Here is a 21,587-nt window from a genome sequence, read left to right on the forward strand (position 1 = left end):
GAAAGACCCTGTCCAGGTGGACTAGACGACGGCCTCGTTTCCCTCGATGAGGGCCCCCAGTCCTTCGCCGTCCCCGTCGCCCGCCGCCAGCCATGCCTCGACGTCGAGCTGCCGGACGATGCGACCCTTCCGCATCACCGCGATGCGGTCGCTCATGTGCTCGACGACGCCCAGGTCGTGGGTGACGAGCACGATCGTCAGGCCGCGGTCGCGCCTGATGGCGACCAGCAGGTTGAGGATCTCCGCCTGCACGGACGTGTCGAGCGCGGACGTCGGCTCGTCCAGCAGCAGGATCGCCGGCTCGACGGCCAGTGCCCGGGCGATGGCGACGCGCTGGCGCTGACCTCCCGACAACTCGTGCGGGTATCGGAAGCGGAAGGCCGGGCCGAGGCCGACCTGGTCGAGCAACCTCGGCACCCGGACATCGATGTCACCGAAGCCGTGCAGCAGCATCGCGTCGGCGAGCGTGCGATCGACCGTATGACGCGGATTCAGCGACGCGAACGGATCCTGGAAGACCATTTGGGTGCTGGCGTGGAAGGACCTCGGCGGCCGACGTCCGGGAACGAGGTCGTAGCCCGCAATGCGGACCCGGCCGGAGAACCCGGACCACAGTCCGGCCAGCGTCCGCAGCAAGGTGGACTTGCCGGATCCCGAGCCGCCCACGAGCCCGAACACGCTGCCCGCCTCGACGTCGAAGCCGGCGCCGGCCACGGCCTGGAAGCGGCCTTCACGGCCCGTGTACCAGACGTCGACGTTCTCGACCGTGATTGCCGGTTCAGCCAAGGCCGGCCTCCCAGGAGGCATCGCGGGAGAGCACCGGCAGGTCGCGGTGGCGCGTGTGCCGGCTGGGCAGGCAGGCGACGAGCCCCTGCGTGTAGGGATGCTGCGCTGCGTGCAGTTCGCCCGCCCCCAGCGTCTCCACGACGCGACCGCGGTACATCACGACGATGCGGTCGCAGAAGCGGGCCACCATGTTGAGGTCGTGGCTGATGATGACCAGGCCGAAGCCTCGTTCAGCCGCCAGCCGTTCCATGAGCGCGAGCACCTGGTCGCGGATCATGACGTCGAGCGCGCTCGTCGGCTCGTCGGCGATGAGAAGGTCGGGGCTTCCCACCAGCATGGCGGCGATCATGGCGCGCTGGCCCATGCCGCCGGAGAGTTCGTGGGGATAGGCGCGATAGACGCGCGGCGGGTCATCGAGCCCCACCTCGGCCAGCATGTCGAGGGCACGGTCCCGTCGTTCGGCCGCGCTCATCGTGGCGTGGAGCAGAAGCGTCTCCTCGATCTGGCGGCCGACCGTCTGGACCGGGTTGAGGGAGAACTTCGGGTCCTGCAGGATCATCGCGATCCGCTTGCCTCGGATGGCGCGGAAGCCCTTCTCGTCCAGCGCGGCGAGGTCTACGTCGGCGAGCCGCATGCGCCGCGACGTCACCCGCCCCGGCTGCCGGACGAGGCCGACGAGCGCGCGCGCCGTCATCGACTTGCCAGAGCCGGACTCCCCGACGATCCCGACCTTCTCGCGTCCCATCCGGATCGAAACGTCGCGGACCACGCGCACGTCGCCCTGCGCCGACGGGAAGTCGACGTTGAGCCCCTCGACGTCGAGCAGCGGAGCCTCAGCCATGATGCTTCGGGTCCAGGACGTCCCGCAGGCCGTCGCCCAGCAGGTTGAAGCCGAGGCTGACGACGACGATGGCGAGGCCCGGGGCGGCGGCGACCCACCACGCGTCGAACACCTGGTCGCGCCCCTGCGCGATCATCGCGCCCCACTCGGCCAGAGGGGGCTGGGCGCCCAGGCCGAGGAAGCCGAGCCCGGCCGCGGTGAGGATGATGCCGGCCATGTCGAGCGTGGCGCGGATGGAGACGGAGCCCATGCACAGCGGCATGATCTGCCCGAACACGATGCCCCTGGCGCTCATGCCCAGCCCCCGCGCCGCCTCGACGAAGTCGGCATGGCGCAGGGCCAGCGCCTCGGCGCGCGCCAGGCGCGCATAGGGCGGCCAGGCCGTGATGGCGATGGCGATCACCGCGTTGATCAGGCCGGGCTTGAGCACCGCCACGAGCGCCAGGGCGAGCACGAGCCGCGGGAAGGCCATGACGATGTCCGTCACCCGCATCAGCACCGCTTCCAGGTAGCCGCCCGCATACCCTGCCACCAGGCCGAGGACGAACCCGAACGGAGCGGATAGCAGCACGACCATCAGCACGATCAGGAGCGTCGGGCGCGCGCCGTAGACGAGCCGGCTGAAGACGTCGCGCCCGAACTGGTCGGTCCCGAGCCAGTGCGCCGCCGAGGGCGGGCTCAACCGCACGGCGAAGTCCTGTGCGTCCGGATCGTAAGGGGCGAGCAGCGGCGCGAACACCGCGACCAGCACGAACAGGACGACGATGACGAGCCCCGTCAGGGACGACGGGTTTGCGATCACGCGGCGGAAGCGCTGTCGCGCCAGCGCGATCCCGGCCTCGCGCCGCGAGGTCGGCACGGACGCGGCGATCCCCTGCTGCTCGGCGGGCGACGGCGAGGCGGAGGCTGCGGGGGCCGACATCAGCGGCTCGTCCGCGGGTCGAGGAAGGCGTAGCTGAACTCGCTCGCCTTGTTGAGGACCACGAAGACGAGGCCGACAACGAGCGTCCCGCCGAGGACGGCCGGCATGTCGGCCGTAAACAGCCCGTTGGTGATGTAGAGGCCGAGGCCCGGCCACGAGAACACCGTCTCGATCAGCACCGTCCCCTCGAGCAGCAGCCCGTAGGACAGGGCGATCACCGTCACCAGTGGAACGAGGATGTTGGGAAAGGCATGCCGCCACAGGACACGCGCCTCGCTGGCTCCCTTGATCCGCGCGGTGGTGACGTACTCCTTGTTCAGTTCCTCGATCATGAAACCGCGGGTCATGCGGGCGATGTAGGCCATCGCGTAGTACCCGATCAGGGTCGCGGGCAGCACGATGTGGGAAAGGGCGTTGAGGAACGCGTCCGGCCTTCCCGCCAGCAGCGTGTCGACGAGCATGAAGCCCGTCCGCGAGGGCACGGTGAAGCGGTAGGCGATGCCGATGCGACCGGGGCCGCCGATCCATCCGAGCCAGGAATAGAACACGAGCAGGCCGAGCAGGCCGAGCCAGAACACCGGCGTCGAGAAGCCGAACAGGGCCAGGACCCGGATCACGTGGTCCGGCCACTGGTTGAGCCGGTAGGCCGCGTAGACGCCGAGCGGCACGCCGAACAGGACGCCGATCAGGATTCCCAGCGTCGCGAGCTCGATGGTGGCGGGGAAGACCCGCGCGATGTCCTCGGCGACGGGGCGGTTCGATACCGTCGAGGTGCCGAGGTCGCCGCGCGCCACGCCGCCGATGTAGCGCAGGAACTGGACGTGGAGCGGCTGGTCGAGGCCCAGTTGCTCGCGCGCGGCGGCGTAGGTCTGGGCCGAGGCCTTGTCGCCAACCACGGCCACGACGGGATCGATCGGCATCACGCGGCCGATCACGAAGGTGACGAGGAGCAGTCCCGCCAGCGTGCTGACCAGGCCGAAGCCGGTTCGCAGCAGGACGGGCAGGACGCGGGCGGGACCGCTCATCCGTCCGTCACTTCTTCTCGACGTCGCGATAAACGATGAGGTCGTTCGTCGCGCCGTGGACGAAGCCCTTCACGTTGTCGCGGAGCGCGACCTGCGCCTGGGCCTGGAAGGTCATGGCCCACGGCGAGTTGCGCAGGATCTCCCGCTGCAGCTCCCGATACATTTCGAGGCGCTTCGCCGGGTCCCGCTCGACGAGCGCGGCCATGGTCTTCGCAGACACCTCCGGAGCCGGCATCCACGAGTTGCGCCACGTCGTGGTGCTCTGGTAGGCGCCGTCGGAGTTGTCGACGTTGTAGGCGAAGGCCTTGGCGTTCGAATGGGGATCCATGAAGTCCGGACCCCAGTAGAGGATCGCGGCCTCCTGCTGGCGGGCGCGATAGCGGGTAATGACCTGCGTCGAGGCCCCGGGCACCAGCGTCACCTTCACGCCGGCCTGCCCGAAGGTGGCCTGGATCGACTGGCCGATCTCGGTGAACGGCGAGGAGGAGATCATGTCGACGGCGATCGACAGGTCCTTGATGCCAGCCTTTTCGAGGATCGACTTCGCCTTCTCGATGTCGAGCTTGTAGGGACGGTCCTCGACGGCGCCGGGGAAGCCGACCGGCCAGAAGGTCTGGTGGACCTTCATCTGCCCCTTGAGCAGCTTGTCGGCCATGCCGTCGTAGTCGATCATGTAGCGCATCGCCTCCCAAAGCGCGGGCTTGTTCAGCTTCTCGTGCTTCACGTTGAGGGAGAGGAAGTGGACCGCGGCCTGCGGATACGTCTCCACGACGATGCCGGGCTTGCCCGAGACGGCCGCGATCTGGTCAGGGCCGAGGTTGCGGGCCATGTCGGCGTCGCCGGCCTCGAGCATCAGGCGCTGTGTCGCCGCCTCCGCCACGTGGGCGAAGACGACCTGAGGGGTCTTCGGCTTCTGGTTCGCGTTGGGATTGGCGACGAGCACGACCGTCTCGTTCGGACGCCAGGTCTCCAGACGGTAGGAGTTCGAGCCGGCCGAGTTGCGGGACAGCCAGGCGTTGCCGAGATCTCCGTCCTTCGCGTTCTTCATTGCCGTCTCGGCGTCGACGATCGAGCCGACCCGGGCGCCGAGCGCGTTGAGCACGAAGGACGGCGCGAAGCTGCCGTTGACGGTGATCGTCACCTCGTTGGGCGCGGTCTTGCGGACGAGTTGCTCGACATTCTCCGGCGTCCAGCCGAACTGCTTGAGGATGAACGCCGGCGGCTTGTTCAGCACGATGACGCGGCGGAACGAGAACACGACGTCCTCTGGCCGCACCGGATTTCCTGACGCGAACTTCGCGCCCTCGCGCAGCGTGAAGGCGATGCTCTTGCCGTCGTCGGAGATCTTCCAGGCGGAGGCGAGGCCCGGCTTCAGCTCCTCGATCTTGGCCGGGTTGTACTCCACCAGCCGCTCGTAGATCTGGGAGACGATCTCGCCGCCCGTGAACTCGTAGGCCTGCCCCGGGTCGAGGCTGACGATGTCGTCGATGTTCTTGGCGACGACGAGCACGCCCGGCGGCGTCTTGGCCATCAGGGGGGTGACGGCGGCGCCCAGCATCAGGGCCGCGGCGCCGAGCAGGCTTCCAAGTCTTTTCATGGGCTTTCTCCCTCCACAGACGTAGGTTCCGCGACCGCGAGGCCGCGGGCGATCAGCGCCGGCACCACCATCTGCGCGATGGCGAGCGCGGGTTCGACGTGTTCCGTGTCGTAGGCGCCCTCGCGGTCGAGCAGGTTGACCGAGCCGAGCGGGGCGCCGGCGAAAAACAGCGGAAGGTTGATCACGCAGCCGAGGCCGAGGCTGACGATGAACGCGTGATCGGGGAAATAGGGGCTGAAGTCGACCGGGGTCCGCCCGAGAAAGGGCTGCCCCGTCCCGAACATCTGCTCGCGGAAGGCGTTCGGGATCACCGGCTTGCGCCCTCCCACGGCGTAGGCAGCCGGGTTGGTCGAATGCAGCCGCTCGACCTCGCGTCCTCCCGGAAGGATGTGCGTGACCGTGTAGAGGCCGAACCCGACCTGCTCACGGAACGCCTCTCCCGCGGCCTCGAAGGTCGCGGCTGGCTGGGACGCGTCACGCCACGCGCGGGCGACGCGGGCAAGGCTCAGGGTCAGCGGGGGACTCATCCCGGAAGGCTCCATGGCGGTTCGGACGGACGCACCTGCACCGCAGCCGCATCATCGCCGGCGCAGCGTAGACTGCAACCGGGGATGCGCACAGGCTTCGCCGTGCCGCAGGCCTCAGCCGCGTGCATGATGAGGACGCCGGTCATCAGGGCCGCGTGCGCAGACCGGCTCAGCGGTCGACGACGTAGAGGTCCTGGAAGCCGCCGGTGAGCGGCTCGCCGCCGCCCGGCCGGGCGACGATGACGTCCTCGACCCGTGCGCTGGCGCCCGTCGCCTGGAGAATCGACGGCTCGATCGTGAACATCATGCCCTCGCTCACCGGCGTCGCGTCGCCCTTGGTGAGGAAGGGCGGCTCGTGTACGTCCCATCCGATGCCGTGGCCGAGCCGGTGGCGGAAGAACCCGCCGTAGCCGGCGTCCGCGATGACCTGCCGCGCGGCCTGGTCCACCTGCTCACAGGTCGCGGCGCCGGCCTTCAGGGCCGCAATGCCCGCGCGCTGCGCGTCCATGATCAGGCGATGCACCCGCACCTGCTCGGCGGAGGGCTCGCCGAAGGAGACCGTCCGCCCATAGTCGTAGCAGAGGCCCTTGTGCGAGGCGCCGAAGTCGAACAGCACGGAGACCGGCGGGTCGAGGCGTCTCTTCCAGGATTCGAGACGGTTCCCCAGCAGCAGGGGATGGTTGGGGCCCGTGTTGTAGAGGGACGTGGTGAAGGTCGCGCCGAGGGATCCCTGGCGCTTCATCTGGAAGTCGACCTCCGCGATGACGTCGAGCTCCGTCATGCCCAGCTTGAGCTTCGGCAGGACCTCGGCGAAGGCAGCCTCCGTCATGCGGCCGGCCTCCTTCATCAACGCGATCTCCTCGGGGCTCTTCACGGTGCGCAGCGTTCGCAGGATCTGCGTCGCGGACACGAACACGGCGTCCGGCAACATCCGCTGCAGGTGGATCAGCGATTCGCCCTCGGCCTTGTCGCTGACCGCGATCCGCGGACGCGCCGGGAGGTCGAACCCCTGCAGGATGTCCCGCGCCAGCTGCTCGGGATCGTCCCAGTCGCCCAGCACGCGGATGTCGATGCCCTGCGCGGCCCCGAGGCCTCCGTACTCCGCGGACATCCGCGGCAGCGCCAGCACCGGCGCGTGCGTCGGCGTGAGCCACGCCCCTTCCAGCCACCCACCCGGATGGAGCGTCACCCCGTAGTTGGGAATGTCGCGCGGGATGCCCGCGAGATAGTCGAGATCGGTGCAGACCGGGACAAACGCCAGGTCGGCCTTCCCCGCCAGCAGCGCCTGGAAACGCCGCAGCCTCGAGGGATCTGATGCCATGCTGAGCCTCACGCTGTTTCGACCGCCCGCGGGCCTCTGGGAGGAGAGCCTGACGCCGGCGGCATCGATTCCGATCCTCCTTCAGAAGCCGGCGCTCGTCCATGTCGTGAGTGCGCGTCCTGCATAGGGCTCGGTTCATTCAACTTCCGCGATCCCACGTTGACAGCGATCAACGCCCGCCAGGCCGGCGGGCGGAAGATGCCGAGCCCAAGCCAGCACGGGAGGCCTTCATGAAAGCCTTGCGCAGAGCCGCCCTGAGCCTTCTGGCCGCCCTGGTCCTCGTTGCCCAGGGCAGCAGCCCGTCGCTGGCCTGGCGAGAGAGCATCAGCGTCACGGTCCCGCGGAACAAGACGACCGGCCTGATGAAGATGATCCTGTACGGGCCGTTCTGCCAGCCGCTCTACATCGGTCGGATCGCCGTTCGGCCCGATCCCAGGCTCGGCCGGCTCGAGTTCGTGGAGGGAGAGGAAAATCACCCCGAACTCGGCTGCAAGACCGCGAAGATTCCCTTCAGCGGCGTGCTGTACAAGGCCGGGCCGACCCCGGGCGAGGACAAGTTCACGCTCTACGTCTCGAACGGCGAGGTGCTCGAGGCGATCAAGGTGACCGTCACCGTCCGCTGACTTTCGAGCCGCGCCGCCCCGTCAGGGCCTGCCCTTCGCAAGCCTGTCCTGGAGCATCACGACCATGGCGTCGTATCCGCGCGAGCGGGCGAGCGTCAGCGGCGTGGCGCCCTGCCGGTCCGCCAGGTTGGGGTCGGCACCGGCATCGAGGAGAATCTTCAACGTCGCCGCATGGCGCCGGCCGCCGTCGCCGAGGACGATCGACTCGATCACCGCGGTCCAGCCGAGGTTGTTGACATGGTCGAGGGGTGCACCAGCCTCGACGAGCGCCCTGACGACACCGTCATGACCGAGATGCGCCGCGGCGATCAGCGCCGTACCGTCATAAGGGCTGGTGATCGCCCGCGGGTCCGCGCCGAGCGCGATGGCGAGGCGTACCATGGCCTCGTCATCCCGCACCGCGGCGATGGTGACGATGTCGTAGCGGCGGGAGTCGAGCGCCTTCGGGTCCGCGCCGCCCTTGACCAGCGCCCTGACCGCATCCTGGTGACCGCCATGGGCGGCGACGTGCAGGGCCGTGCGTCCGTGCCCATCGCGGGCGTCGACCGGCGCGCCCTGCGCAATCAGGCGCGCGATGCCGGGGGCGTCGCCGCTGGCTGCAGCCGCGAACAGGCCCGAATAGGCGCGTAACTCGGCCGCAGTCGGCGGCGTCTGCGCGCCCGCCGGCGGCGACCAGCCTGACGCGAGGATCGTCCCGCAGGCCACAGCGAGGGCGCCACGGAGGAAGCCGGCCAGCGTCGTGCGTCTCCGGGTTCCGCCCGGCTCAGAACGCATCGGCTCCCGCCTTGAAGGTCACCGGGATCATCAGGTACCGGACCCCGTTGGACTGGGCCGCCGGGAAACGGCCGGCGCGGATGTTGGTCTGGATGGACGGCAGCAGCAGCGCCGGCGTCGAGAGTTTCGCGTCGCGTGCGGTGCGCATGGCGACGAAGTCGTCGGCCGTGACGCCGTCCTTCACGTGGACGTTGCGTTCCCGCTGCTCGGCAACCGTCGTCTCCCACGCATAGTGGTCGCGGCCCGGAGCCTTGTAGTCGTGGCACATGAAGAGGCGCGTCTCGGGCGGCAGGGAGAGGAGCCTGCGGATCGACTCGTACAACTTTCGCGCATCCCCGCCGGGGAAATCGGCACGGGCGGTGCCGTAGTCGGGCATGAACATCGTGTCGCCGACGAACACCGCGTCGCCGATCCGGTACGAGAGGCAGGCCGGCGTGTGGCCGGGCGTGTAGATGCACTCGACGTCGAGGTCGCCGATCGAGAAGTGTTCGCCATCCTTGAACAGGTGGTCGAAGTCGCTGCCGTCCGTCCTGAGGTCGGTGGCATTGAAGATCGGACGGAAGATCCGCTGGACGTCCTTGATGTGGTCGCCGATCCCGATCTTCGCGCCGGTCTTCGCCTTCACGTAGGGCGAGCCCGACAGGTGGTCGGCGTGCGCGTGCGTCTCGAGCGTCCAGACGATCTCGTATCCCTTCTCCCTTGCCGCCGAGAGGATCGTCTCGACCGAGCGGATGTCGACGGTCCCCGCCCGCATGTCGTAGTCGAGCACCGGGTCGATGATGGCTGCCTTTCCGGTCTTCGGGTCGGCGACGAGATAGCTGATGGTGTTGGTGGCATCGTCGAAGAAGGCGTCGATGAGCGGCATGCGTATCCCCCCTGCAGCCTTGCCGGCGTCGGAAACGGTAGCGCATGCAGGACAACGCCGCCACTCGCAGGGTCGCGCCTCGGCGAACGAGCGCCTGTGCGCTAACGACCTCCGCGCCGGACCACTCCGGTGACGCTGGCACCTGTCGTCGACAACTGCCGCCGCTTGCGCTCGTACCATGCCCATTCCACGGCGACGCGCGAGCGCTGAACCTCCCATTGGCGGCCCTCGACGAGCAGGGCGGCGGAAAGGACCTCCGCCGCCTGCCGCATTTCATGGGCAAAGAAGCCCAGCTCGGCTCGTGCCTCCGGGTCGTCGAGGTCGATCCAGAACTCCACCCAACCGCGATGTTCCTCGGCCAGCGCGAGCCGATGCTGGAACTCCGCCCGCGAGGGGCACGGCGGTTCGCATGGCCACGCCGGGGCACAAGTGGCCAGCAAGACGACCAGGACGGTGACCCCGCTTCGAATGCCGCCGCAGGTCATCCTTGTGCTCCGCGACCATCCTCTCGCTGCGCCCGGGGTGTCACCCCGCGGGCCGATAGGCCCTCGCCACGTTGCCGGCCACCTTCGCGACGGCGGGAAGGTCCAGTTCCTCCAGGACGCACAGGTCGGAAACCGAACCCGTGGCCCGGACGGCCATGGCGATCCCCATGCTCGCCGTCCGGTCCGGAACATCGCCGAAGACCACCACGTCGTACGCACCCCGGGTAAAGGCGATGCCGTCGAACCTCCCGCCGGCCGCCTCGAAGGTCGAGCGCATCACCTGCTCGCGGTCGGCGCCGTTCATCACGCCCTTCATGGCGTTGGGTCCGTAGGTGGCGAGATACATCACGCGCATTGCCGTTCCTCCCGTTTGCTTGATCACAGACGCAGGCCATGCGGAGCGAGAATCGGAACCGGGATGAAATGAATGCAGGAATCGACGGGGTCGACGCGGAGTCGTTCTACGGTCGCGCTTCCAGCACGAGGTTGAACGGAGTGCTGGCCGCGATGCGGACGTCGCGGAAGCCTCCGTCCCGGATCACGGCCCCGAGTTTCGCGGGGCCTGCCTGGGCACCGAGGGCGACCGCTCCCTCCTGGGCCATGGAGGCGGGTGTGCAGATCATCGTCGAGGCGGCGTAGTAGACGCGCCCCACGGGGTTGAAGTTCTGTTCCACCGCGTCGCCGGCCATGGGCTCGACGATCATCCAGGAGCCGTCCGGCGCCAGTGTCTGATGCACGTGCCGCGCCGCGCCCGCAGGGTCGCCCATGTCGTGCAGGCAATCGAAGAAGGTCACGAGGTCGTAGCCCCGGCCGGGATAGTCCTTGGCGGCAGCGACCTTGAAGGTCACCCGGTCGGAGACCCCTGCCTTCTCGGCCGCGCGACGCGCCGCCTCCACAGAAGCCGCGTGATAGTCGAAGCCGAAGAAGCGCGAGCGAGGAAAGCGCCGCGCCATCAGGATCGTGGAGGCGCCGTGGCCGCAGCCGACGTCGGCAATGAGCGCGCCCTTGTCGAGGCGCTCGACCGCGCCGTCCAGAGCAGGCAGCCATTCGTCGATCAGATGATGGTTGTAGCTCGTCCGGAAGAAGCGCTCCGTGCCCCTGAACAGGCACTCGTGATGCTCGTGCCAGCCCATGCCACGGCCCGACCGGAACGCGGCCTCGACCCTGGGCTCGCTGACATACATGTCGGCGATGCACTCGAAGAAACCGCCCATGAAGACGGGGCTCGACTCGTCGGCGAAGACCATCGCCGCCTCTGGCGAGAGGCCGTACTGAAGCGTGGCGGGATCGTAGTGGAGATAGCCGCTCGCACCCATGGCGGCGAGCCATTCACGGACCATCCGCTCGGACGTACCCGTCCGAAGCGCGAGTTGCTGCGAGCCGCAGGCCCCCTCCGCCAGCGCCTTGAAGAGACCGAGGTGGTCACCGACGAGCGCCAGCGCGGCGGACGTGGCGCCGCCGAGGTCGTCGAGGATGCGTCCGACGAAGGCGTTCAGCCTGGTTTCGTCGACGGGTGAAACGTTGGAAGACGGTTCGGGGGAAGCGGACACGGCGAACCTCCACGCGGGTTGGAGCGATATGCCGGCCGGACGATCCCGTCTGGGCCGCCTTGCCGTTCATTGTACGCCCGCCACGGCTCGGTTCGGTCCGATCACCAAAATGTGAATGCGTGAAAGCGTACTCGCCGACGGGCAGTGTCGCCGCAGTCGGGGCAGCTCAAGCTCGACGGGAAATTCAGCCTACGCCCGGCGCCTCGTGCCCCGTCCGCGCGACGTATTCGAGGTAGCCGCCCCCGTACTGGTGCACGGCGTCCGGCGTGATCTCGAGCACGCGGTTCGACAGCGAGGCGAGGAAGTGCCTGTCGTGCGAGACGAACAGCATCGTGCCCTCGTACTCGGACAGCGCCTGCACGAGCATGTCCTTCGTCGCCATGTCGAGGTGGTTCGTCGGCTCGTCGAGCACCAGCAGGTTCGGCGGGTCGTAGAGCATCAGCGCCATCACGAGCCGTGCCTTCTCGCCCCCGGACAGGACGCGGCACCGTTTCTCCACGTCGTCGCCCGAGAAGCCGAAGCATCCGGCCAGGGTCCGAAGCGACCCCTGGTTCGCCTGCGGGAAGGTGCCCTCCAGAGTCTCGAAGACGGTGCGCTCGCCGTCGAGCAGGTCCATCGCGTGCTGGGCGAAGTAGCCCATCTTCACGCTGCTGCCGATGGTGACGGTGCCGTCGTCCGGTTCCGTTGCGCCGGCCACGAGCTTGAGCAGCGTCGACTTGCCCGCCCCGTTGACGCCCATGATGCACCAGCGCTCGCGGCGCTGGACCTGGAAGTCCAGGCCCTCGTAGATGCGGCGGCTGCCATAGGCCTTGTGCACGTTGCGCAGGCTGACCACGTCGTCTCCCGAGCGGGGCGCGGGCGGGAAGTCGAAGGATACGACCTGCCGCCGGCGCGGCGGCTCCACACGCTCGATCTTGTCGAGCTTCTTCACACGGCTCTGAACCTGAGCGGCATGCGAGGCGCGCGCCTTGAACCGCTCGATGAAGCGCAGCTCCTTGGCGAGCATGGCCTGCTGGCGCTCGAACTGCGCCTGCTGCTGCCGCTCGTTCAACGCCCGCTGCTGCTCATAGAAGACGTAGTCGCCGGCATAGGTGGTCAGCGATCCCCCATCGATCTCGATCACCTTGCGGACGATGCGGTTCATGAACTCGCGGTCGTGCGAGGTCATGAGCAGGGCGCCCTCGTAGCCCTTGAGGAAGTTCTCCAGCCAGATCAGGCTCTCGATGTCGAGATGGTTGCTCGGCTCGTCGAGCAGCATCACGTCGGGGCGCATCAGCAGGATGCGGGCGAGGGCGACGCGCATCTTCCAGCCGCCGGAGAGAGCACCGACATCGGCGTCCATCATCTCCTGGCTGAAGCTGAGGCCCGCCAGCACCTCACGGGCGCGCCCTTCCAGCGTGTATCCGCCAAGTTCGTCGTAGCGGCTCTGCACCTCGCCGTAGCGCTCGACCAGCGCCTCGATCTCGTCGGCGCGGTCAGGATCGGTCATCGCCGCCTCGAGTTCGCGCAGCTCGGCTGCGACCTCGCTGACCGGCCCGGCCCCGTCCATCACCTCGGCGACGGCGCTGCGGCCGGACATCTCGCCCACATCCTGGCTGAAGTAGCCGATGCTGACGCCGCGCTCGACGATCACCTGCCCTTCATCCGGGACGTCCGTGCCGATGATCATGCGGAACAGGGTCGACTTGCCGGCGCCGTTGGGGCCGACGAGGCCCACCTTCTCGCCCTGCTGCACGGCGGCGGCGGCCTCGATGAAGAGGATCTGGTGTCCGTTCTGCTTGCTGATGTTCTCGAGTCGAATCATGGAACCCCGGCCGTGTCGCTGCGGGCGCCCTTATGCACGATGTGAGGCGTCCGGTCAGGCCTGGGCGGCAGGGTTTCGATGGGAAGCCTCCGCGCAAGCTGCGTGCAGCGACGACGGCGCAGATCCACCCGGCATCTCAGTCCCGCGCGGCGGCGAGCCGCCTGAAGAAACCGTCGATCACGGCCGCCGCCTCGTCCGGCTGCTCGTAATGCACGAAGTGGCCGGCTTCCTCGGCGAAGGAGAGTTCGACGTTCTCGAAATAAGCGGGCAGGACGTCGGCCCAGTCGGACCGCAGGATGGGGTCGTGCCGACCCCAGTGCACGCGCGACGGAACCGTGATCTTCGGCGGCTTCGGCGCGGTCTCCGCCATCACGGCGAGGCGCCCGGCGTTCTGGCCGATGTACCAATTGAAGCCGCCCTGCATGTTTCCCGGGCGCATGAAGTTGTCCACCCACCGCTCCAGCACGGCGTCGAACGCGTCCTTCCGGTGCGCCCAGTGATGGAGGAAGTGGCCGATGTGGCGGCGGCAGTTCTCTCGCGACGACGTCACCATCGCCGCCGCCCAGGGCTGCTGGTGGAAGGTCTGGTACCAGATCTCGTTGATGTGCGAGGGGGCGCGCCAGCGGGCGCCGACGCCGTGCGTCGGGCAGTTGAAGAAGACGAGCCCCGTCGCCCGTGCCGCATGGCGAACGCCGAAGCTCAGCATGACGTTGGCGCCGACGTCATGGCCGACGATTCCGGCCTGCTTGAGCTCGAGGGTATCCATGAGGGCGGCGACGTCGTCGGCGAGCGAGTGCGCGTTGACCGTGTCGGTCGGCTCCGGATGGGGGTTCTCGGAGAGGCCGAAACCGCGGAAGTCCGGCGCGATCAGCCGGTAGCGATGGGAGAGCCGGGCGAAGAGCGGCTCCCATGCAGCCCAGAACTCCGGCCAGCCGTGCAGGAGAAGCACCGGCGGCCCCTCGCCGCACTCCGCGACGTGGTGGCGGACGCCGTTCGCGACGACGTCGGAATGGCGGACGGGCGGCAGGGTCATGTCGACCTCCGGAGGCTGGTTCAACAGCCTGATTGTGCCCGTTGCGGCGGTTCGTGACGAGCTTGCGTCGAGGCTGAGCGCGCGGCCGGCTGTGTCGCGGGCGGAGAGCCTTCAGCCGATCCGGCCGACCAGACGGTCCTCGACGTTCTGCAGGTGCCGGCGCATGGCGTCGGCGGCGAGGCCCGGCTGCCGGTCGTTGAGCGCGGCGACGATCCGGTCATGGTCGTCGAAGCTGTGGTGGTCGGCGGCGGGGCGCGCGTGGTCGGGGCGGCTGCGTCCCCACGTCACCGCACGACGCACGGCATTCAGCGTCTCGAGCAGCGCAAGCAGGATGGGGTTGTGCGCCGCCTCGGCGACCTGGTGGTGGAACTTGGAGTCGAAGGCCTCGTACTCGCGCCACGTCTCCGCGTCGCGGCAGGCGACCGCGAGTTCGGCAAGCGCAGCGAGGTCCGCCGGCGTTCCGTTGACCGCGGCCAGGCGCGCAAGTTCAGGCTCGAGCGCGATGCGCGCCTTCATCACCTGCAGCGGGTTCGAGCGCTGGGCGAGGTCGGCGATATCGACGAGTTGCGGCGGCCGGCTGCCCAGGAAGGTGCCCTTGCCGACATGCCGCCAGATCTGCCCTTCCCGTTCCAGCACCGCCAGGGCCTTGCGCACCTCGGTCCGCGTGACGCCCAGCGCGTCCGCCAGCTCCCGCTCGGGCGGCAGGCGACCGTCCTCCGGCAGCGAGGCCGCGGCCAGGTAGCCTCTCAGCTGGGCGAGGACGCCCGAGAAGGCGTACTCCGTCTGCGAATCGACGCGGTCATCCATGGCGAAGGTCAGGTCTTCTACTTTGGCATCCCATGCCACAGCCGCGGGATGAATTCAACCATTTCCGGATTGGTTGCCGTTCCGCTGAAGCTCGTCGTTGAAATTCCCCGAAATGATCCCCTTGACAGACCAATCATGCTCTCCATCATAACCAAAACAGAATTGGTTGCGACCGATCGGGCATTCGATCGGCGCCATTCGGGAGGAGATCGCATGGCCTGGCATGGAGGATTGCTGTCTGCGTTCTGCGGAGCGGCGGGCATCGTGGCTGTCACGGTGGGCGCCGCCGAAGCCCAGACGAAGGTGAGGGTGGCGCTCGGCGACGTGCTGTCGACCGAGACCCTGGCGATGGTGATCGCCCTCGACCGCGCCAAGGAGAAGGGCGTCGACTACCAGGTCACGCACTTCTCGAAGGAGGATCTCGCGATCCAGGCCGTCATCAACGGCCAGGCCGACCTCGGCGTCGGCACGCCCTACGCCGTGGTGCAGAAGTCGAAGGCGCCGCTGCGCATCCTGTTCCAGGGCACGCGCCTCGTGTTCTTCCCGGTCGCCGACAAGAAGTACAAGACCTGGAAGGACATGAACGGCCAGCCGATCACGTTCCACGCCCGCGCCACGGGCACGGAGGCCATCGGCAACATCATCGCCAAGCGCGAGGGCATCCAGTTCGGCGAGCGCAGCTACGTGCCGGGCTCGGAGAACCGCGTGATCGGCATGATGAAGGGGCAGATCAACGCCACCATCGTCGACCTCGCCAACAAGAACCTCCTCATGGAAAAGGCGGGCGACCGCTTCCACGTGCTGCCGGGCGTGAGCCAGCCGGCGTCCGACGAGACGCTGTTCGGCAACATCGAGTGGATCCAGAAGAACGAGAAGCAGGTCGACATCATCGTCACCGAGTTCCTGCGCCTGTGGACCGAGATGGCGAAGGATCCGACGGTGATCGAACAGGAGCGCGCCAAGCGCAAGCTGATGGCCGACCAGCCCAAGGAAGTGCTGGAGAACATCACGAAGTTCTACACGATGGCGACCAAGGAAGGCGTGTACTCGCCGGCCGGCGGCAACGCGGACGTCGCCAAGGCGGACTTCGAGTTCTACGTCGAGGCCGGCCAGATGCAGGGCCCGGCCGGCGAGCTCAAGGTCGAGGACTTCTGGTACCTCGCGCCGCTCGACCGCGCCCGCAAGGCCGTCGGCAGCTGAGCCCTTCCCGACATCGGCGACCGGGGCCCTGCCCCGGTCGCACGCCCCGGCCCTCTCCGTGAACAGGCCCGAACCCGTGCAATCCACCGACGTCGCAACGGCCGTCCCGTCCCTTCCGTCACCGGCGGACCGCACCCGCTGGCTCGACATCGCCACGCACCCGCTGCTTCTGCGGTTCGTCTCGTTCGCGGCCGTCCTGGGGCTGTGGGAGTACGCAGGGCGCATCCCGCTCAGTGCTGCGTTTCCGACCTTCCTCGACACGCTCGCGGCGCTCCGCGAGCTGATCGCCGACGGGACGCTCGTGAAGGCCTTCGCGGTGACGCTGAAGCCTCTCGCCATCGGCCTGGCCGCGTCCGTCTTCATCGGCGTGGGCCTCGGCGTGCTCATGGGGCTGCACCGACCGTCCGAGTGGCTGATCGCGCCGATCTTCATCGTCGCGCAGGCGGCTCCGCTCGCCGCGCTCATTCCGGTGCTGACCTTCGCCTACGGGATCGGGCTCACCGCCAAGGTGCTGACGGTGTGCATCATGGCGATGCCGGTGATCGTGCTGAACACGCTCGGCGCGGTGCGCAACACGCCCCAGTCGCTGCTCGAGATGTCGCGCTCTTTCCTCGCGACGCGCTCGCAGTCGATCCGCCTCGTCATCCTGCCGTCGGCGAGCCCGATGATCTTTTCCGGGCTGCGGCTCGGCAGCGCCGCCGCGTTCATCGGCGTGATCCTGGCCGAACTGCTGATCACGCCCACGGGCATCGGCGACGTCATCTCCTACAACCAGTCCGTCGCCGACTACCCGAAGATGTACGCGGCGATCCTGTCCATCATCGTCTTTGCCGTCCTGTTCATCGAGCTGCTGGAGCGGGTCGAGGTGACCCTGTTCCGGCCGGAGAAGCGTTCATGATGTCGTCCTCGCTCGCCGCCGCGCAGCCGGCCCCGCCCTCCCCCGCCGTCGCGGCGACGTCGCCGCGCGCGATCGTCGAGGTGAAGGGGATCACCAAGACCTATGCCGGGGGCATCGAGGCCCTGTCCGGCATCACGCTGGACTTCCCCGAGGGACGCCTGACGACCCTGCTCGGCCCCTCGGGCTGCGGCAAGACCACCCTCCTCAAGATCATCGCCGGGCTCATCCCCGCCACCAGCGGCACGGTGATCGTCGACGGCCGGCAGGTCACCGGCCCCGGGCCGGAGCGGGCCTTCGTGTTCCAGGACTTCGCGCTGATGCCGTGGGCGAGCGTGCTGCGCAACGTCGCCTTCGGGCTCGAGCTGCGCGGCATGGCGCGCTCGGAGCGCGAGGCCATCGCCGAGCGCCACATCGCCCGCGTCGGCCTGAAGGGCTTCGAGCACAAGTACCCGCACGAGCTCTCGGGCGGCATGCGCCAGCGCGTCGGCCTCGCCCGCGCGCTCGCCGTCGATGCCAAGGTGGTGATGATGGACGAGCCGTTCTCGGCCGTCGACGAGCAGACCCGCCGCAAGTTCCAGGAGGAGCTCCTCGACCTCGTGGCGCGCGAAGGAAAGACCTTCCTCTTCGTCACGCACAGCATCGAGGAGGCGGTCTACGTCTCCGACCGGATCGTGCTGCTGTCGCGCCGACCGAGCCGCGTCTCGGCGATCATCGAGCCGAAGATCGCGCGCGGCGACGATCCCGAGAAGATCCGCCGCGACAGCGCCTACCTCGACGCCGTCGAGGACATCTGGCAGCAGCTCAAGCGCTATCTGGACTGAGGACGTCCCATGGTCGTGGCAGGATACCAGCTCCCGATGATGGCGGCCCTGATCGTCTGGGCCGTCGTTTGGGAAATTGTCGGGCACACGGAGGCGGGCTTCATCCTGCCGCCCCTCTCGGCCATCGCCGGGCGCGTCGTCGAGATCGTCCCGACGGCCTCGTTCGGCGAGGCGCTGTACATCACCGGGAAGGCCTTCGTCGTCGGCAACGCCATCGCGCTCGTCGTCGGCATTCCGCTCGGGATCCTCATGGGCCGCAACGTCATCGCGGACCGCCTGCTGCTGCCGTGGGTCAACCTGTTCCTGTCCGCGCCGCTCAGCGCCCTCGTCCCGGTCATCATGGTGGTGTTCGGGCTCGGCGAGACGACGATCATCCTCACCGTCGTCCTGTTCGCGATGTGGATCATCGTGCTCAACACCCGGGCGGGCGTGCGGGCGATCTCGCCCTCGCTCGTGGAGATGGCGCGCAGCTTCGGCGCGAGCGGCTGGCAGGCCTTCACGAAGATCTACGTGTGGGCCGCCCTTCCCGAAATCCTGGCCGGCGTGCGGCTCGGCATGATCCGCGCCGTCAAGGGCGTGATCATCGGCCAGCTGCTCGTGTCCGTCGTCGGCTTCGGCACGCTGTTCGAAGTTTACCAGTCGCACTTCCTGATGGAGCACTTCTGGGCGCTGCTGCTCGTGCTCTTCGCCTTCGCATTCACCCTGAACGAGATGCTGGCCCGGCTGGAGAAGCGGTTCAGCTATTTCGCAGCCTCGCGCTGACGCCTTTCGAACCGTGCAGAACAAGGACATCGCACAATGAACATCGCCACGACCCATGCCTATGTCGTGCCCGCGCCCCAGACGGTCTCGGTGCCGGTCCGCGGGACGACCTCCCGGTTCCCGGTGCACCGGATCTACTGCGTGGGCCGCAACTACGCCGCGCACGCCATCGAGATGGGCGGCGATCCCAACCGCGAGGCGCCGTTCTTCTTCCAGAAGAATCCGAACACCGTGGTCACCGAGGGCGGCGACTTCCCCTACCCGCCGCGCAGCCAGAACGTGCACCACGAGATCGAGTTGGTCGTGGCGCTCTCGAAGGGCGGCAAGGACATCCCGCTCGAGAAGGCGATGGACCACGTCTACGGCTATGCCGTCGGCCTCGACATGACGCGGCGCGACCTGCAGGACGAGTGCAAGAAGGCCGGCCGTCCGTGGGAGATCGCCAAGGCGTTCGAGCACTCGGCTCCCATGGGTGACATCGTCCCGGCCTCGAGCGTCGGCCACCTCACGCAGGGCGCCATCTGGCTGAAGGTCAACGGCGAGATTCGCCAGCAGGGCGACCTCAACCAGATGATCTGGAAGGTGCCGGAGATGATCTCCTACCTCTCCGGCCTGTTCGAGCTGCACCCCGGCGACCTCATCATGTCGGGCACGCCCTCGGGCGTCGGCGCCGTGCAGCGCGGCGACGTGATGGAGGGCTTCGTCGAGGGGCTCGGCTCGCTCGTCACCCGCGTGTCCTGATCGACCTCGAAGCACCGCTGCCCCAAGACTGGCGGCACACGTATACAGTCGCGCCGGCCCTCAGCCGGCGCGAAGCATTTTTGCGTCCGCTGGGCGAACAGCACCCCCCCTTCTGCGAACGGCGACGCTGAGGTTGTGTTCGTCTTATTCATAGAGACTTAGTTCATCTCCGTCGCCTTGGGACGCGAATGAAGCCGAGACGATCGCCACTCCGAGGGACCCATTCGTGATCCTCGTCGTCGTCAGCGTGATCGTGCGCGGTGGGTCCAAGGCTGGACGCCAGGCGCTGTGGGGCGGGCTGGCGATCTCGCACGCGCCAGTTGTCGGCGGCGACGGGATTGGCGCCCGGCAGGATCCGGGAGGGAACGCTCACCCACTGTATGGGCTCGGGCCGGATGAGCGGGTCGGTCATGGTCCCTGCCCCGCGTCGCTCGGGCGGGACGATGCCGTCCCAGGGGTGAGACTTGCTGGCCGGCGCGTGCGGGTCGGGGCCGCGGTGGGTCGCCGGACCGCTGAGGCGCCCGTCAGTAACGAGGGCCTCCGTCCCGGGCTCGTCCCCAGGTTCGTTCGTCCGCATACTTTCTCCCGAGCCTGGACGGAAGCCAAGATCAGGTCTGTCACGCTCCACGGCAAGAGCCAGCCCCTGCCCACCCGCTCCTCCGATGCGATTGTCCAAGGGACCTCGAACGCGCTCCCACGCTTCGCGAGCGTGCTGGAGCGTGGCGATCTCCTGGGCCGTGTGTGGCCGGTGCCAGAATCCGAGGATCGTGAGTTCCTCGCGCGAGAGCGGCGCCCTCGTCGACGAAACCGCATCGCTCTCTCCGACCGGCGATTTTTTCACGGAATGATCTGCGGCAGCAGCCTGTAGGCCAAACGACTCTACCCGGTCCTGCGTGATCACCGCAGCCGAGAGGTCGCCGCTCCACCCTGACAGGGCCTCGATCGCAATCGCCGCCCCCTCTTCCAAGTCAGGTTCGTTCGTCGCAGTTTTCTCTGCGCGCTGCTCCGTCGTGCCGGCGTCGTCCGAGTCCACCCCCTCCCCCCCAGGTTCGTTTGCACGGATTTTTTCGCGGCGGCGCTCTGCCTCAATGCGGCGACGCACCGTCGGTTCGATGTCTTGGAACGCCTCCAACGCCTGGCGGATAAGCTCTTCCCCCTGGCGGCGCTTGCGCATGATCTCCTGCAGTTCGCAAAAGTTCTGGATGTCGGCCAGCGTGAACACCATTGCGCGCCAGGCGGCGTGGCGCGCCACCGCGATGCTGGCGAGGCGGATGAAGCGGCGGGACAGCGTGCCGTGGTCGAGGAGGACGGCCTCCTGCGCGGCGGCGATCAGCGCCCAACCCGCATCCTCCAGGAGACCGTCCCACACCAGCGCCCGCACAGCGAGCCCGGTGCGGTCCTTGGCGGGCGCGAGGTCACGCAGGCAGCGCTCCTGTCGGGCGCGCTCCTGCCGATTGCGCTCCTGCTGGCGCCGGCGAGACGCCATGTCGCCCTTGGCGGGCTCCCCGAGAGCCGAAGCGATGGCGGCGACAAGGCCTTCGGGCGTCCTGCGCGGCGCCGCCGGTTCCTGGCGGAGAGGAGCGCTCGTCCGGTGATCGCGACGCCAGGCCTCGATGGCGCGCCGCGCACGGCGGGCGCGGGAGGCGGTGCGCTGCTCATAGCCCGAGAGCGTGGCGAGGTCGGCGGCGGCGGCCATGGCGATCGACGCCGGGTCCGGCCCTTTCACCGGACCCGGCGAGACCGTTTCCGCTACTGGCATCCGAACGAGCAGGAGGCCACGGCGTGGTCCGGCACGGGCGGCTCGCGCGAGCATCCCGACGGCGTCCAGAGCCTCGGCCTCGAGCACGAGGCCGAGCGCGATGTCGCAGAAGGGCAGCGCCCCGCCACTTGCCCGCGCCTCGTCGTTGAGACGGGTCGCGAGACCAACGATCTCGCGCCAGGCGTCCTCGAAAACGCCGACTGCGTCGAGGGCGGAGCGTGTGGCCTTGAGCACGAGTGCCCTCAGTGCCTGGATGCGGCGCAACATCCAGTCGGCCTCGACGTAGGCGATGCAGGGCGCCAGCAGCTCCGGCGGCGGAGACAGGGAGGAAGTGGGCGATGGTCCGCCGAACATACCCTCCCCCGTCGATCCCTGCGCCGGCCACCCCACCTCATCCATCACGGCGCCGGCATAGACCTGCCCGAGCCACGTCGCGCCGCTCCGGA

General features: G+C 68.4%; 22 protein-coding genes. 6 read left to right on the top strand and 16 right to left on the bottom strand.

All coding sequences use genetic code 11. The annotated features are described in order from the left end of the window. Window positions 1-21 precede the first annotated feature (21 nt). From ACX9GQ_RS23895 to ACX9GQ_RS23925, 7 genes are all read right to left on the bottom strand, one after another. Window positions 22-786 carry an ABC transporter ATP-binding protein gene (locus tag ACX9GQ_RS23895; RefSeq protein WP_459632122.1) on the bottom strand — a complete coding sequence of 255 codons (765 nt, stop codon included), beginning with the start codon at window positions 784-786 and terminating at the stop codon, window positions 22-24. Continuing rightward, window positions 779-1,627, bottom strand: coding sequence for an ABC transporter ATP-binding protein (locus tag ACX9GQ_RS23900; protein WP_459632123.1), 849 nt, complete (start codon window positions 1,625-1,627; stop codon window positions 779-781). The genes ACX9GQ_RS23895 and ACX9GQ_RS23900 overlap by 8 nt, the downstream gene beginning before the upstream one ends. Further along, window positions 1,620-2,549 carry an ABC transporter permease gene (locus ACX9GQ_RS23905; protein ID WP_459632124.1) on the bottom strand — a complete coding sequence of 310 codons (930 nt, stop codon included), beginning with the start codon at window positions 2,547-2,549 and terminating at the stop codon, window positions 1,620-1,622. Before ACX9GQ_RS23905 ends, ACX9GQ_RS23900 begins: the two co-directional genes overlap by 8 nt. Beyond that, window positions 2,549-3,574 (bottom strand): ABC transporter permease, encoded by a 1,026-nt coding sequence (locus ACX9GQ_RS23910; protein WP_459632125.1) that lies wholly within the window; start codon window positions 3,572-3,574, stop codon window positions 2,549-2,551. Before ACX9GQ_RS23910 ends, ACX9GQ_RS23905 begins: the two co-directional genes overlap by 1 nt. Before the next feature lie 7 nt (window positions 3,575-3,581). Then, window positions 3,582-5,171 (bottom strand): ABC transporter substrate-binding protein, encoded by a 1,590-nt coding sequence (locus ACX9GQ_RS23915; RefSeq protein WP_459632126.1) that lies wholly within the window; start codon window positions 5,169-5,171, stop codon window positions 3,582-3,584. Then, window positions 5,168-5,698: a GAF domain-containing protein gene (locus ACX9GQ_RS23920; RefSeq protein ID WP_459632127.1), complete on the bottom strand. Its 531-nt coding sequence runs from the start codon at window positions 5,696-5,698 to the stop codon at window positions 5,168-5,170. The genes ACX9GQ_RS23915 and ACX9GQ_RS23920 overlap by 4 nt, the downstream gene beginning before the upstream one ends. Before the next feature lie 169 nt (window positions 5,699-5,867). Continuing rightward, window positions 5,868-7,019 carry a M24 family metallopeptidase gene (locus ACX9GQ_RS23925; protein WP_459632128.1) on the bottom strand — a complete coding sequence of 384 codons (1,152 nt, stop codon included), beginning with the start codon at window positions 7,017-7,019 and terminating at the stop codon, window positions 5,868-5,870. A 230-nt stretch (window positions 7,020-7,249) separates the two neighbouring features. Between ACX9GQ_RS23925 and ACX9GQ_RS23930 the strand changes: the two genes are divergently transcribed. After that, on the top strand, window positions 7,250-7,642 hold the full coding sequence (locus ACX9GQ_RS23930) for a hypothetical protein (RefSeq protein WP_459632129.1): 393 nt from the start codon (window positions 7,250-7,252) through the stop codon (window positions 7,640-7,642). 21 nt (window positions 7,643-7,663) lie between these two features. Here the strand turns inward: ACX9GQ_RS23930 and ACX9GQ_RS23935 are convergent, their stop codons facing one another. The 8 genes from ACX9GQ_RS23935 to ACX9GQ_RS23970 form a co-directional block, all read right to left on the bottom strand. Further along, window positions 7,664-8,416 carry an ankyrin repeat domain-containing protein gene (locus tag ACX9GQ_RS23935; protein ID WP_459632130.1) on the bottom strand — a complete coding sequence of 251 codons (753 nt, stop codon included), beginning with the start codon at window positions 8,414-8,416 and terminating at the stop codon, window positions 7,664-7,666. Beyond that, window positions 8,406-9,281 carry an MBL fold metallo-hydrolase gene (locus ACX9GQ_RS23940; RefSeq protein WP_459632131.1) on the bottom strand — a complete coding sequence of 292 codons (876 nt, stop codon included), beginning with the start codon at window positions 9,279-9,281 and terminating at the stop codon, window positions 8,406-8,408. Before ACX9GQ_RS23940 ends, ACX9GQ_RS23935 begins: the two co-directional genes overlap by 11 nt. 101 nt (window positions 9,282-9,382) lie before the next feature. Then, a complete protein-coding gene (locus ACX9GQ_RS23945; RefSeq protein WP_459632132.1) occupies window positions 9,383-9,766 on the bottom strand; it encodes a hypothetical protein in 384 nt (127 codons plus the stop codon). Between the two features lie 40 nt (window positions 9,767-9,806). Continuing rightward, window positions 9,807-10,121 (bottom strand): GYD domain-containing protein, encoded by a 315-nt coding sequence (locus ACX9GQ_RS23950; protein WP_459632133.1) that lies wholly within the window; start codon window positions 10,119-10,121, stop codon window positions 9,807-9,809. A 106-nt stretch (window positions 10,122-10,227) separates the two neighbouring features. Next, a complete protein-coding gene (locus ACX9GQ_RS23955) occupies window positions 10,228-11,316 on the bottom strand; it encodes a class I SAM-dependent methyltransferase (protein WP_459632134.1) in 1,089 nt (362 codons plus the stop codon). A 184-nt stretch (window positions 11,317-11,500) separates the two neighbouring features. Further along, window positions 11,501-13,120, bottom strand: a complete 1,620-nt coding sequence (locus ACX9GQ_RS23960) for an ABC-F family ATP-binding cassette domain-containing protein (protein ID WP_459632135.1) — start codon at window positions 13,118-13,120, stop codon at window positions 11,501-11,503. A gap of 136 nt (window positions 13,121-13,256) precedes the next feature. Continuing rightward, a complete protein-coding gene (locus ACX9GQ_RS23965; protein WP_459632136.1) occupies window positions 13,257-14,153 on the bottom strand; it encodes an alpha/beta fold hydrolase in 897 nt (298 codons plus the stop codon). 111 nt (window positions 14,154-14,264) lie between these two features. Then, on the bottom strand, window positions 14,265-14,960 hold the full coding sequence (locus tag ACX9GQ_RS23970) for a FadR/GntR family transcriptional regulator (protein WP_459632137.1): 696 nt from the start codon (window positions 14,958-14,960) through the stop codon (window positions 14,265-14,267). A 213-nt stretch (window positions 14,961-15,173) separates the two neighbouring features. Here ACX9GQ_RS23970 and ACX9GQ_RS23975 point away from each other — a divergent pair, with 213 nt between their 5' ends. The 5 genes from ACX9GQ_RS23975 to ACX9GQ_RS23995 all read left to right on the top strand — a co-directional run bounded on the left by ACX9GQ_RS23975 (window position 15,174) and on the right by ACX9GQ_RS23995 (window position 19,382). Continuing rightward, window positions 15,174-16,160 carry an ABC transporter substrate-binding protein gene (locus ACX9GQ_RS23975; protein ID WP_459632138.1) on the top strand — a complete coding sequence of 329 codons (987 nt, stop codon included), beginning with the start codon at window positions 15,174-15,176 and terminating at the stop codon, window positions 16,158-16,160. Window positions 16,161-16,236: 76 nt separating this feature from the next. Next, the gene (locus ACX9GQ_RS23980) at window positions 16,237-17,058 is read left to right on the top strand and encodes an ABC transporter permease (protein WP_459632139.1); all 822 of its coding nucleotides are present in this window, start codon (window positions 16,237-16,239) and stop codon (window positions 17,056-17,058) included. Then, window positions 17,058-17,879: an ABC transporter ATP-binding protein gene (locus ACX9GQ_RS23985; protein WP_459632143.1), complete on the top strand. Its 822-nt coding sequence runs from the start codon at window positions 17,058-17,060 to the stop codon at window positions 17,877-17,879. Before ACX9GQ_RS23980 ends, ACX9GQ_RS23985 begins: the two co-directional genes overlap by 1 nt. Before the next feature lie 9 nt (window positions 17,880-17,888). Continuing rightward, on the top strand, window positions 17,889-18,641 hold the full coding sequence (locus tag ACX9GQ_RS23990; RefSeq protein WP_459632140.1) for an ABC transporter permease: 753 nt from the start codon (window positions 17,889-17,891) through the stop codon (window positions 18,639-18,641). Window positions 18,642-18,677: 36 nt separating this feature from the next. After that, window positions 18,678-19,382: a fumarylacetoacetate hydrolase family protein gene (locus ACX9GQ_RS23995; RefSeq protein WP_459632141.1), complete on the top strand. Its 705-nt coding sequence runs from the start codon at window positions 18,678-18,680 to the stop codon at window positions 19,380-19,382. 163 nt (window positions 19,383-19,545) lie between these two features. Here ACX9GQ_RS23995 and ACX9GQ_RS24000 read toward each other — a convergent pair. Further along, window positions 19,546-21,587: hypothetical protein (locus ACX9GQ_RS24000; RefSeq protein WP_459632142.1), on the bottom strand; the 2,042-nt coding region annotated here is incomplete at its 5' end.

The organism is Alsobacter sp. R-9, from assembly GCF_054612375.1.